Raw genomic sequence first — 12,862 nt, forward strand, 5'->3', positions numbered from 1 at the left:
TTTTTGATACAAAACGTCTCATTAATTGCGATCAGGGAGGTAGGCAATGGAGATCGGTAAGAAACTAAGTGGCATTTCCCGGCGAGATTTTTTTCGTGTGGCCGGGCGCTATGGCATGAGTTCGACACTGCTGGCGGCAGGTGGGTTCGGTGGCGCGATGAGCCTGGCGAATCTGGCGCAGGCAGCCGAATCAACCTATGAAAAGCGCTTCTCGAAAGAGCCAAAGCACACGCTTAAATTCGGCGCATCGGGCTTTAACACCCGCAATCTGCTGATCGAACGCGCCGGCGCGATCGAGTTTGCACGCGATCTGGAAGAGCGCACGGACGGTGAAATTCGGATCGAGTTCATTGGCGACAACCAGATCTGCGGGCAGCTGAGCTGCGTTGAAAAAACTCAGCAGGGCATTGTTGATATTTACGCGGCCTCGACCCAGAACTCGGCTGGAGGCGCGCCGTATCTCAACGTGCTGGACTATGCTTACATGTTCCCCAGCCGGGCAGCGCAGTATCACTTCTTCTACAGCCCGGCGAGCCAGCGCATTCTGCGTGATCCGCTTGAGAAACGGCACGGCCTGAAGTTCCTGTTTACCCACTGTGAATTGCGCGGCCTGCAAATGGGTTCGACCTTTGCCGACAAGCCGACCGTCACCAAACTGGAAGAGCTGTTCGGCACAAAGAACCGTGTGACGGGTACACAGCTGGGACGCATTGCGATGCAGCTGTTGAACCTGAATCCGGTACCGGTTGCATGGGAAGAAACTCTGGATGCGTTGAAGACTGGTCTGATCGACGGGGCTGAAACGTGGGCATCGGCCGTCGCATATGCCAACATGGCTCCAGTGGTGTCGCAGTCAGTCAACCTGAAATTCTTCTGCGGCACTGAACATACCTCAATGTCAGCCAAAGTGTTCGACAGTCTGGGCGGGGAGCTTCAGGATGCTGTGATGGAGTCTTCCTACTTTACGCAGGCTTTGATTCAAGGTGCCAATGAAGCGGCTTTGCTGAACACCGTCGGTTTCTCGGAACCGCAGCTGCCTGATACTATCTTCGCCGAAAATGGAGTACGTCCGGCATTCCTGCCAGATGATCAGATCAAACTGGCCGAAGAGATGTGCGCCCCGAACTACAACCCCGAACCCTGGGCGCAGTGGCGTGAGCGTTTGAACAAATGGGCCGGCGGCATCGATACCTATCAGGAAATCTACGACATCGCGCGTGAGATTCCGGCAGACACCCTGCCGGAAAACGTAGAACCGCGCCGTTGGTGGAAAGGCGAAGCCTGATACAAAAGACGAACCGGCCCCAAGCGGGCCGGTTCTAATACACACCGACTGGGAGGACGGGGTACATGTCGTTTTGGGCAGACACAGGCGCGATCTTCAGTGCCTTTCTCAGCCAGGATTCGTTCGAGATTCAATCAGCGCTGGAATCGGACGCCGCATGGGTGTTGGGCGCGGTTGTTTCAGCCATGGGCGGATTCGTGATCATGCTGATCTATCGGACAGTGCCGTTTATCGAACGCCATCTGGAGCGGTCGGTGATGGTATATTCTTACCTCGCCATTGCGTTGATCATTTTCTGGGGCGTGATCGACCGATTCGTGTTCAACGATCAAGAACCGTGGTCCACCACTATCCCTCCCTTGTTGTTTATGGTGATGGCGTGGTTCGGGGCCACGTACAATGTTCGCCTGCGGACGCATCTGAGTTTCAATGAGTTCCGCACCGCAATGCCCCGAGGCGGGCAGTTGGCCTGTTTGATCCTTGATGCGGTGCTGTGGTTCATCTTTGCCGTGATCGTCATCGTGACGACCACGCGACTGGTTGCGTTATCGGCGTCAAATTTTCAGATCGTTCTCGGCACGGACAATATCATGCAGTGGTGGTTTTTGCTGGCCGCGCCTCTTTCGTTCTTTTTGATGATCGGGCGTGTGTTTCAGAACCTCGCCGACGATCTGCAAAACTGGAAAACAGGTGAGCCGCTGATCAAGCAGGCCGTGATCGGAGCAGACTGATGACAGACGGAACTTTGGTTACACTGATCTCACTTGGGGTTACCTTTCTGTTCATGCTGGGCGTGCCGGTGTTTTTGGTCATCGGCTATTGGGTGATCGGCTGCTCATTCGTCCTTGGCTTGACGCTGGACAATATGGGGGCCGAACTGTTGAACGTGTTCAACAAAGGCTTTGCCCTGCTCGCGATGCCGCTCTTTATCCTGACCGGAGACCTGATCAACAAGTCTGGTATTGCCCGAAGGCTCAGCGATTTCGCCTATGCCTGTCTGGGCTGGATACGTGGTGGGTTGGCGATGGCATCGCTTGGTGCCTGCGGGTTATTCGCGGCGATTTCGGGATCAAACTCGGCGACGACAGCCACAATTGGTTCGATGCTGCACCCCGAGATGGTCAAAGGTGGCTATGACGAACGGTTCAGCGCGGCGACCGCTGCGGCAGGGGGTACTGTAGGGATCATTATCCCGCCTTCCATTATCTTCATCGTCTATGGCTTCTTGATGAACCTTCCTATTTCCGAGTTGTTCGTGGCGGGCATTCTTCCGGGCGCGCTCATGGTCTTTGGTATGCAATTCGCGTGCTGGATCATTTGCCGCATGAACGGGTGGGGCCATCTGATCCCTTTGCAGCTCAACCGGGTACTGAAAACGGCATTTGGCGCCTGGCTTGGATTTTTCGCCATTGGGCTGGTGCTGTGGGGCATCTACACAGGCAAATTTTCACCGACAGAAGCCGCGGGCGTGACGGTTGGCTTCTGTGTGATCGCTGGTTTGGTCAGCTATCCGATCAACCGGATTATGGGGGCCAGAAACGACATATCGCCAACCGAGAAGAGTTACGCCGAAATGTTCGTGGTCGAAGGCTTTACGATCCCCGAGATCCCCTCGATCGTCATCCGCTCGGCCCAGATCACCGGCATCCTTGCGCCGCTGATCGCGATATCAGTTGTGATGCAACAGATCTTGTCATTGCTCGGCGCGCAACAAACCATTGGAGATTTTGTAACCTCGATGGGTGGGTACTATGCGGTTCTATTCACGTCGATGGTGATTGTCTTCTTCTCGGGTATGGTTCTGGAAAGCCTACCTGTAACCATAATTCTCGCTCCAATTCTTGCGCCAATCGCGGCCTCGGTTGGGATTGATCCAATCCATTTCTCGGTGATCTTCCTTGTGGGGGCGTCCATTGGATTCATCACACCACCTTATGGGCTGAACCTCTATGTGGCTTCAGGAGTAACAGGAGTACCCTATTTCCGGTTGCTTCGGTATACGGTACCCTATCTGGTGGCGCTTCTTTCGGTTTGGATTTTAGTGTCGCTTGTGCCCGATCTGGCCTTGATACTGCTGCCAAATAGCTAGACTGTTGCAGGATGGCCGAGACGGAAACACAAGAAAAAGAAACTCAAATACCGACCAACCTCCGCCTCCTGCTGATCCTCGAGGAGGTGGCGCGGCGTGGCGTTTCCGTAAAACCATCGGATCTGATTGAGGCATTAGGTCTGGCCAAGCCAACAATTCACCGTCTGCTGCAAACCGCAGAAGCCGAAGGGTTTCTGCAGCGGGATCTCGATGGCAGATCGTATGGCCCGGGACACCGGCTGCGACTGCTATCGGTCAACACCATGTCGTCCGAGCATTTGCGCACTGCGCGACTGGCGATCTTGCGCAGTGTGGCTGAAACTGTTGGCGAGACATGTAATCTCGCCATTCCAGACCGCGAGGGCATGATCTATCTCGACCGGGTGGAAACGAAGTGGCCCCTGCGAATTCAACTGCCGGTCGGGACACAGGTGCCTTTCCATTGCACGGCCAGCGGCAAGATGTACCTGTCCACACTACGGCAAGGAAAGCTGGATGGGTTTCTTTCGGCAGGACATCTACAACCACAAACCGAACGCTCGCTGACCGATCCCAAGGCATTGCGATCGGAGATCCAACGTATCTCCGAGAATAGTTATTCCACCGATGACGAGGAGTTCATGACCGGAATGACTGCCCTAGCAGTACCCGTTCAGGATGGACAAGGCCGATTGGTAGGCACGCTTTCGGTTCACGCGCCGACACAACGTCATGACGTCAACAGTCTGATGTCGTTTCTGGGCATACTTCAGAAGGGAGCGAAGCAGCTTTCGGCTCTTTTGAGCGAGTGACTAATGCTTCAGATGACAGTCAAAGCGTGATTTTTTTCACCAGCTGCGAATTCGATCATCGACCGGTTTGGAGAATTCTGCACCAGAATGGATGAGAGCGCGATAAAAGTTCCGTGTACTCCGTTCGTTCAACTTTGCAGAGTCGACATTAGCGCACCGCTGCCATTCCTAGCTAGTACAGCATCTGTCACTCTGGGCGCAAATCGGACACTTGCGTGTACCGCCACAAATGCAGGGATATGGCGACTTGCTCAGTGCATGACGCAAAGGTCAGAATATTCTTTCGCCCAACACCTATGATTACCGAGGAGCCGGCAGGAACGTGCTTGCGTGCATGATGATGTCGAAATGCTGCATCCCTTTCTGCAGATCAAAACTGACAGAATGCCCGCCTTTACGCAGCAATTCCGCATAGTCCCGGCTTTGACGAATGAATTCGGGTGTGTCGCGCTCGGCGACGGTTACATGGTAACGCGGACCGGGGGCGGGCAGGTGCAGAATGGGTGAGAGATCGTGTATTTCGACCGGGGTCAGTTGCAGCGGGTCATTCACCGGCGTCAGGCTGATCGGTTCAAGATCATAGACGCCGCTGATCAGAATCACCTCTCGTACTCGCAAGCCGGCGCGGGCTAGCGCATCGGCTGAAGTCGCCATCATCATGGCTGCCAGATGTGCCCCGGCGCTGTGCCCCGACAAGGTGATCTGCGCCGGATCGAACCCAAGGGCCGTCGCCTGTGATCCCAGCCAAAGCAGGGCATCGCGGCACTCTTTGATCATCTGATCCAGTCGGGCCTCAGGTGCGAGCATATAGTTCAGCGTTGCAAAGGCTTGCCCGTTTTCCACCAGTGTAGGGGCCATCATCGCCGACTCACGCTGACTGAGCGCCTGCCAGTAACCTCCGTGAATAAAGACATGCAGCGGAGCGTTGGCCGTCGACGCAGGAAAGAAGTCGAGCACCTGTTCAGATGTTTCGCCGAAGGGCAGGTTTTCCCGGCATTCCATCCGGGCGCGGTTCTGCGCACTCAGCGCGGCGTAGCTCTCAAGATAGGGTGTCAGATCGCCGCCAACCATCGAACTGGGAGAATACTCCTGCTCCAGCTCTGTCTGAGTGAAACCACGATACAGCATCGCCTACTCCTGCCCGCTATACATCAATTCGGTGCGCACATCGTAGAGATCGTGAAAGAACCGCAAGTCCAGCGCTTTGCGCAGGAACGACACACCGCTGGACCCGCCTGTACCCGGCTGGTTGCCAATAACTCGCTCGACCGCGGTGACATGGTCAAACCGCCAGCGCTGGAACAGGGATTCCACGTCCATCAGCTTTTCGGCCAGCGCATAGAGGTCCCAATACTGATCGGTATTGTGAAACACCTGAGCCCAGATTTTCACCACGCGCGGGTCGCCGGAATAGGGTTGTGCAAAGTCACGGTTCAGCAGGTCATCAGGCACGTCAAACCCTTGCCGGGCCAGCATGTGCAGCACTTCGTCGTAAAGCGAAGGCTTGGTCAATGCGGCATCCAATAATTCCATGACTTCGGGATCATGCTGATGAACCTTCAGGGTCGAGGCATCCTTGTTGCCCAGAATGAATTCAATCTGACGATAGCCATAGCTTTGAAATCCCGAGGAGCTGCCAAGTGCTTGCCGAAAGGTCATGTAATCGGCGGGGGTCATGGTCAGAAGCGTTTCCCACGCGGAAATCAACTGCCGCTGGATTGCTTTGACCCGGTCGAGATTCTTCATTGCCGGGCCAAATTCGTCCTCTTGCAGAAAGCGGCGCACTTCGACCAGCTGGTGATGCATCAGCTTCAGCCACAGCTCGCTGACCTGATGGATGATGATGAACAGCATCTCATCTGGTTGCGCGGGATCCTGAAACGTCTTTTGCAGATTCAGTAGGGTTTTGAGCTGCAGGAAGTCGCCATAGCTCTTGCGGTGGGTTTCGGCGAAATCCGTGACTAGAGTGTCCTCGATCCCGCGTTCAAGATACCGGTTGTCCTTGTCGCTCATCTGCGCCTCCAAACACCTGAGTTCCCTCCTGTTTAGGGGGTGAAGCCGTTTAACGCCAGAGGGTTAGGTCCAATCCAGAACAACCTTGCCGGATCGACCTGATTTCATCTCGCCAAAGCCCTTGGCGAATTCATCAACCTTGAAACGGTGCGTGATCACTCGGCTGACATCCAAACCGTTCTGTAACATGGCAATCATCTTATACCAGGTCTCGAACATCTCGCGCCCATAGACACCTTTGATGGTGATGGCCTTGAATACGATGCGGGACCAGTCCACGGGGGATTTTCCAGGTGGGATGCCCAGCAGAGCGATCTTGCCGCCCATCACCAGTGCCTCGACCATCTGGTCCAGTGCAATTTGTGAACCTGACATCTCTAGCCCGACGTCAAAACCCTGCTGCATGCCCAGTTCGGCGATCACGTCCTGCAAATCTTCCTTGGTCACATCGACAGGGCGCAATGTTGGCACAACATGCGCAGCCAGCGTCAAGCGGTCCGGATTGATATCGGTGATCACCACATGCCGCGCGCCTGCATGGCGGGCCACGGCGGCGGCCATGATGCCGATGGGGCCTGCACCGGTGATCAGCACATCCTCACCCAGCAGATCAAAGCTGAGTGCGGTGTGCACGGCATTCCCCAACGGGTCGAGAATGGCTCCGATTTCGTCGGGAATGTCATCGGGCAGGGGCACCACGTTGAAGGCAGGTAGTTTCAGGTATTGCGCAAAGGCACCCTGTTCGTTGACGCCGATTCCGCGCGTGCCGGGATCCAGATGGAACTTGCCAGCGCGGCTTTGGCGGCTGTCGGTTGTGATCAGGTGCCCCTCGCCGGAGCAGCGCTGGCCGATCTCAAGCCCGGTCACGTTGCGCCCGATCTCAACGATTTCACCGGCAAATTCATGGCCGGTGATCATCGGGGTGGGCACCGTGGCGGCGGCCCAGTCGTCCCAGTTCCAGATGTGGATATCGGTGCCGCAGATGCCGGTCTTGTTGATGCGGATCAGCACTTCATCCGGGCCAATTTCGGGCACCGGGGCCTGGACCATCCACAGACCTTCCCCGGGTTTGGATTTTTCCAGCGCTTTCATCGTGTTGGGTCGCATCAGATGATCCCCAGTTCTTTGCCGACCTTGCCAAAGGCGGCCAATGCACGGTCCAGTTCATCCCGGGTCAGGGCCGCATTCATTTGCGTTCTGATCCGCGCCTGCCCGCGCGGGACGACCGGGAAGAAAAAGCCCGAGACATAGACGCCTTCGTCAAAAAGCCGCGATGCCATGTCCTGCGCCAGCTGGGCCTCACCCAGCATTACCGGGATGATCGGGTGTTCACCGGGCAACAGGTCAAAGCCCAAGCCTTCCAGCCCCGCGCGCCAGTATTTGGCGTTGCCGAACAGTTGCGCGCGCAGCATGTCGCCCTCTTCGACCAGACGGATGGCTTCGATCCCGGCAGCAACGATTGAAGGCGGCAGCGAATTTGAGAACAGATAGGGCCGCGCCCGCTGCCGCAGCAGGTCGATCACCGGCTGCGGCCCGGCGATATAACCGCCGATTGCCCCCCCAAGTGCCTTGCCCAAGGTTCCCGTCAGAATATCCACAGCGACACCGAAATGATCCGGTGTACCAGCCCCGTTCGGACCCATGAATCCGGTGGCATGGCAGTCATCGACCATAACAATGGCGTCATATTTGTCCGCCAGTTCGCGGATTTTCGGCAAGTTAGCCAGATAGCCATCCATCGAAAACACACCGTCTGTCGCGATCATGATGTGACGCGCGCCGTCCTCGCGTGCCTGCTTCAGCCAGGCCTCCAGATCGTTCATGTCGTTGTTCAGATAACGATAACGTTTGGCCTTGCACAACCGTACCCCGTCGATGATTGAGGCATGGTTCAGACTGTCCGAGATGATGGCATCTTCAGGCCCTAACAAAGGCTCAAACAGCCCTCCATTGGCATCAAAACAGGCTGCAAACAGGATCGCATCGTCCTTATTCAGGAATTGTGCCAGCTTCTGTTCCAGCTCACGGTGAATGTCCTGTGTGCCACAAATAAACCGGACCGAGGCCATGCCGAACCCTTTGGGCTCCATCGCGTCTTTGGCGGCGGCGATCAGTGCCGGATGATCGGCCAGACCCAGATAATTGTTGGCGCACAGATTGATGACCTGCCTGTCGCCCACAGTAATTTCGCCGCCCTGGGGCGAGGTGATCATTCGTTCACGCTTGTACAGACCCTCCGCTTCGATCTGCACGAGGGTGTCGGTGACATGGGACAGGAATGCATCTGACATGGCGATCTCCGTTCAACTGAGTCGCATGTCTACCATAACGGATGAAATTCCCAAATAGGGGAATTACAGTATGAAGGAAAAATTTCCGTAAAGACGGAAATGCGCCGGTGTCAGGCGTTTTTGACGATCAGGAAAACCCTTGCTGGCTTCTTGGCAGTAATTGAGTGCAGAACGTCGGCCGCGTATCGCGCGGTGTCGCCCTGGTTCAGTTCGCTGACGGCACTGCCCGAGGTGACGCGCACCGCACCTTCAAGTACCGTTAGCTGTTCGCGCGCGCCACGCGCATGGGGCTGGCTGTTCAGAGCGCCGTCATTGTCAAAGCTTATATCATAGACCTCGTGCCCTCCGGCCTCTTCGGGCGGTGAGAGGATACGGATGCGGCAATTCTGGCCCATATTGTCGATGCTGGGCACTTCTTCACTGCGCAGGGTTTCGATCTGATCGGTGCCGTTGGTTTCTTCCAGCAGGCCTGCGAAGTCCACCTGCAGGGCGCGGGTCAGGTTCCACAGGGTCGAGATCGTCGGGCTGCTTTCACCGCGTTCGATCTGGCTGACCATGGATTTGGACACACCGCTGAGATTGGCAACCGCTTCAAGTGACAGGCCTTTAGCGCGGCGGGCCTCTTTCAGGCGGGTGGGCAGGCGTGTCAGAATATCGTCTGTATTGTCCGTCATGACGGAATCTCATGCGCATTTATGGGCCTTGTGTCAATTCCGCTTGTGACGGTACGTCCCATGGGACAGCCCCAAGGGTCGGATGCATAGTGCCCTCAAATCCACGAGGAGAAGAGACATGAAAGATATCGTCATTCTTGATGGTGCACGCACCGCGATTGGCACATTTGGTGGCGCATTGGCTTCGACCGCGCCGATTGATCTAGCGACCGTTGTGACCGAAGCCGCGCTGGAACGGTCCGGTGTTGCACCCGCGCAGATCGGCACTGTGGTGTTTGGTCATGTCATCAATACCGAACCACGCGACATGTACCTGTCGCGCGCCGCGGCCAAACAGGCCGGTATTCCGGTTGAGACGCCCGCGATGAACGTGAACCGCCTGTGCGGGTCCGGTGCGCAGGCGATTGTATCGGCCGTACAGTCCCTGATGCTGGGCGATGCTGAATTCGCGGTGGCTGGTGGCGCCGAAAGCATGTCGCGCAGCCCCTATATCGTGCCACAGGCCCGTTGGGGTGCAAAGATGGGCGATGTCGCCTCGATGGATATGATGCTGGGTGCGTTGAACTGCCCGTTTGGCACTGGCCACATGGGCATTACGGCGGAAAACGTTGCTGATGAGCACCAGATCACACGTGAGCAGATGGATGAATTCGCGATGGCCAGCCAAACCCGTGCGGCGGCTGCGCTGGAGGCGGGGTATTTCCAAAACCAGATCACGCCGGTTCAGGTCAAGATCAAGCGCGACATGGTCGATTTCATGGTCGACGAACATCCCAAACAGACATCCGCCGAAGCGCTGGCCGGGCTGCGTCCTGCCTTCCGCAAGGATGGCCGGGTGACGGCGGGCAACGCGTCGGGCATCAACGATGGTGCGGCGGCGATGGTACTGGCCACGGCGGAGGCGGCCGAAAAGGTCGGCTTGAAACCCAAGGCACGCATTCTGGGCTATGGCCACGCAGGCGTACGCCCCGAGGTGATGGGCATTGGTCCGGTTCCTGCGGTGCAGAACCTGATGGCGCGGACGGGCCTGACGCTGGGTGATTTCGATGTGATCGAAAGCAACGAAGCTTTTGCCGCGCAAGCGTTGGCCGTGAACAAAGAGCTGGGCTTGGATGCCGCCAAGGTAAATCCGAATGGCGGGGCGATTGCGCTGGGCCATCCGGTGGGTGCAACCGGTGCGATTATAACGCTGAAAGCCCTATATGAGCTGGAGCGCACGGGCGGGTCCAAGGGTTTGGTCACCATGTGCATCGGTGGCGGTCAGGGCATCGCCATTGCCTTTGAGCTGCTCTGAAACCGAACCAAGCAGGGGGGCTGTCTGGCCCTCATCGCGCCTGTGGCGCAATTCCCCCGAAGGTATTTTTGGCCGGATGAGGCGGGCGGGATTGGGTTTAGCTGAAGCTTGTCAGCAATAGGACGAGCGCCGCGCCGGTAGCGGCACCAATGGTGGCGGGCAAGGCAACGGACCATAGGCGCGACCGGGTCGGCTCATCCTTTTGGGTTTGGGAAATCAATGCGTTTTCCACCAGTGCTGGAAGCCGCGGACCAAACCGGGCCAGAACCATTGCTGTTTTGCCAAGATCGCGAAGTGCGGCGCGGGGGCCGATGGATTGTTTGATGTAGTCTTCGACCACGGGCCGGGCGACTTCCCAGATGTTCATTTGCGGGTCGAGTGAACGCGCGACGCCTTCGACCACAACCATTGTACGCTGAAGCAGGATCAGCTCGGTACGGGTTTCCATGCCGAAGCGTTCAGTGACTTCGAACAGATAGCTGAGCAACCGTCCCATTGAGATATGGGTGGCGTTCATACCAAAGATCGGCTCTCCAACCGCGCGCAGGGCACGGGCGAATTCATCGACGTCCTGATTGGCAGGGACATATCCGGCCTCGAAATGCACCTCGGCCACGCGCTTGTAGTCGCGGCGGATAAAGCCAAAGAGAATCTCGGCATAGACTCGGCGCGTGTATTCGTCGATATGGCCCATGATGCCATAGTCATAGGCAATGATATCGCTATTTGCCGCGACCTTTAGGTTACCCTGGTGCATGTCAGCGTGGAAATAGCCGTCGCGCAGAGCATGCAGCAGGAACAGGCGCAGCACGCGTTCGGCCAGATCGCGGCGGTCATGACCGGCTGCATCCAGTGCGCCATTGTCGCCCAGCGGGATGCCATCTGCCCAGCTGAGTGTCATTACCCGACGCGCCGACAGGGACCAGACCACGGGGGGCAACCAGAATCCGGCATCGTCCTTGGTGTTAGCGGCATATTCCGAGGCAGCCGAGCTTTCCAGACGCAAGTCCAGCTCGCCACGCACGACGCCGTCGAAATGTTCGATCACTTCCATCGGGCGCAGGCGGCGCGCGCCGGGGGCGAAGAGTTGCACGATTCGGGCAGCAAAATAGAACGCATCAACATCCTTGCGGAAGGCACGTTCGATCCCCGGCCGCAAAACCTTGACGGCGACATCCTCGCCTGTGCTGACCAACTTGGCCTTATGGACCTGGGCGATTGAGGCGGCCGCAATCGGTTCGCTGAACTCATCGAATATCTCGACGACGGGTTGACCAAGCTCTTTCTCGACCTCGGCCATGGCCTCGGCCTTGGAGAACGGGGGTAGTTTGTCCTGCAGCACGCGTAGCTGTTCGGCCAGTTCGTCTCCAACCACGTCGGGCCGCGTGGACAGAACCTGACCGAATTTTATATAAGCAGGTCCCAGGGCGGTGAGGGCACGGGTGGCTGGGGGCATCGACGGATCGCCTTTGTAACCCAGCCATTGAAAGGGTTTGCCCAGGGTGTGGGCCAGAACTCGCAGGGCACGTGGTGCTTCGAACGCGTCCAGAACGACATTCATGGCACCTGTCCGTTCCAGAGTCGCGCCGGTCCGGATCAAGCGGATGATATTGTGAGGGCCGCGCATCAGATTTTCCAGCCGGAATGCAGCGCGGCAATGCCCATGGTCAGGTTACGGTATTTCGCGTTGTCGAACCCGGCGGTGCGGACCATGTTCAGGAAAGTATCCTGATCCGGGAAATTACGGATCGATTCGACCAGATACTGATAGCTGTCAAAATCATTGGCGATCAGTTTCCCCATGCGCGGGATGACATTGAAACTATAGAGGTCATAGAGTTTCTGCAGCCCGTCATTGGGCAACTGGCTGAATTCCAAAACCATCAGGCGGCCGCCGGGTTTCAATACGCGGTAGGCCTCGTCCAATGCCTCTTGCGGGCGAGTCACGTTTCGGATGCCGAAGGAGATCGTGTAGACGTCAAAGGTGTTATCTTCGAACGGTAGGGCCATCGCATCGCCCACCACCCAATTCAGACTGTCCGACATCTGATCCGCCTCGGCCCGCTGTCGGCCTTCGATCAGCATCGGCTCGGTCAGGTCCAAAACAGTTGCATGGCCGCTGCCTGCGCGTTTCAGGAACCGGAACGAGATATCGCCGGTGCCGCCCGCAACGTCCAGCAGGCGCTGACCGGGGCGTGGGGCCAGCCAGTCCATCATTGCGTCTTTCCAGATCCGGTGAATGCCCATCGACATGACATCATTCATCACATCGTATTTTGAGGCGACCGAGTTGAACACGCCCTGCACGCGCCCGGCCTTGTCGGCCTCGCGCACGGTTTCGAACCCGAAATGAGTGGTCTTGTCGCTGTTGTCGGACATTTGCCTTGCCGTTTGTCGAATTTCGCCTCTGTTATAGGGCGATAAG

At 57.1% G+C, this 12,862-nt stretch carries 12 protein-coding genes; 5 read left to right on the forward strand and 7 right to left on the reverse strand.

Going from position 1 to position 12,862, the window contains the following annotated elements:
- The first annotated feature begins 46 nt into the window (after window positions 1-46).
- The 4 genes from AC2FJW_RS14695 (at window position 47) to AC2FJW_RS14710 (ending at window position 4,165) form a co-directional block, all read left to right on the forward strand.
- Window positions 47-1,285 (forward strand): TRAP transporter substrate-binding protein, encoded by a 1,239-nt coding sequence (locus tag AC2FJW_RS14695; RefSeq protein ID WP_142638251.1) that lies wholly within the window; start codon window positions 47-49, stop codon window positions 1,283-1,285.
- Between the two features lie 65 nt (window positions 1,286-1,350).
- Entirely contained in the window at window positions 1,351-2,016 is a 666-nt protein-coding gene (locus AC2FJW_RS14700) for a TRAP transporter small permease (protein WP_142638249.1), read from the forward strand.
- Window positions 2,016-3,374: a TRAP transporter large permease gene (locus AC2FJW_RS14705; protein WP_496689852.1), complete on the forward strand. Its 1,359-nt coding sequence runs from the start codon at window positions 2,016-2,018 to the stop codon at window positions 3,372-3,374. Before AC2FJW_RS14700 ends, AC2FJW_RS14705 begins: the two co-directional genes overlap by 1 nt.
- 11 nt (window positions 3,375-3,385) lie before the next feature.
- Window positions 3,386-4,165: an IclR family transcriptional regulator gene (locus AC2FJW_RS14710; RefSeq protein WP_496697447.1), complete on the forward strand. Its 780-nt coding sequence runs from the start codon at window positions 3,386-3,388 to the stop codon at window positions 4,163-4,165.
- A gap of 300 nt (window positions 4,166-4,465) precedes the next feature.
- Here the strand turns inward: AC2FJW_RS14710 and AC2FJW_RS14715 are convergent, their stop codons facing one another.
- The 5 genes from AC2FJW_RS14715 to AC2FJW_RS14735 form a co-directional block, all read right to left on the reverse strand.
- Window positions 4,466-5,293, reverse strand: coding sequence for an alpha/beta hydrolase (locus AC2FJW_RS14715; RefSeq protein WP_496750460.1), 828 nt, complete (start codon window positions 5,291-5,293; stop codon window positions 4,466-4,468).
- 3 nt (window positions 5,294-5,296) lie between these two features.
- Window positions 5,297-6,178, reverse strand: coding sequence for a tryptophan 2,3-dioxygenase (locus tag AC2FJW_RS14720; protein WP_142638241.1), 882 nt, complete (start codon window positions 6,176-6,178; stop codon window positions 5,297-5,299).
- A gap of 63 nt (window positions 6,179-6,241) precedes the next feature.
- Complete coding sequence (gene tdh, locus AC2FJW_RS14725; RefSeq protein ID WP_496750575.1) at window positions 6,242-7,270, reverse strand: L-threonine 3-dehydrogenase; 1,029 nt, start codon at window positions 7,268-7,270, stop codon at window positions 6,242-6,244.
- A 14-nt stretch (window positions 7,271-7,284) separates the two neighbouring features.
- On the reverse strand, window positions 7,285-8,469 hold the full coding sequence (locus tag AC2FJW_RS14730) for a glycine C-acetyltransferase (protein ID WP_496750462.1): 1,185 nt from the start codon (window positions 8,467-8,469) through the stop codon (window positions 7,285-7,287).
- Window positions 8,470-8,579: 110 nt separating this feature from the next.
- Window positions 8,580-9,143, reverse strand: a complete 564-nt coding sequence (locus tag AC2FJW_RS14735; RefSeq protein WP_496750463.1) for a helix-turn-helix domain-containing protein — start codon at window positions 9,141-9,143, stop codon at window positions 8,580-8,582.
- A gap of 118 nt (window positions 9,144-9,261) precedes the next feature.
- Here AC2FJW_RS14735 and AC2FJW_RS14740 point away from each other — a divergent pair, with 118 nt between their 5' ends.
- A complete protein-coding gene (locus AC2FJW_RS14740; RefSeq protein WP_496750465.1) occupies window positions 9,262-10,437 on the forward strand; it encodes an acetyl-CoA C-acyltransferase family protein in 1,176 nt (391 codons plus the stop codon).
- A gap of 97 nt (window positions 10,438-10,534) precedes the next feature.
- Here AC2FJW_RS14740 and ubiB read toward each other — a convergent pair whose 3' ends face one another.
- On the reverse strand, window positions 10,535-12,064 hold the full coding sequence (ubiB, locus tag AC2FJW_RS14745) for a 2-polyprenylphenol 6-hydroxylase (protein ID WP_282022492.1): 1,530 nt from the start codon (window positions 12,062-12,064) through the stop codon (window positions 10,535-10,537).
- Window positions 12,064-12,816: a bifunctional demethylmenaquinone methyltransferase/2-methoxy-6-polyprenyl-1,4-benzoquinol methylase UbiE gene (gene ubiE, locus AC2FJW_RS14750; protein ID WP_496750466.1), complete on the reverse strand. Its 753-nt coding sequence runs from the start codon at window positions 12,814-12,816 to the stop codon at window positions 12,064-12,066. The genes ubiB and ubiE overlap by 1 nt, the downstream gene beginning before the upstream one ends.
- Window positions 12,817-12,862: the final 46 nt, after the last annotated feature.

Source organism: Ruegeria sp. CDSA020, assembly GCF_059612345.1.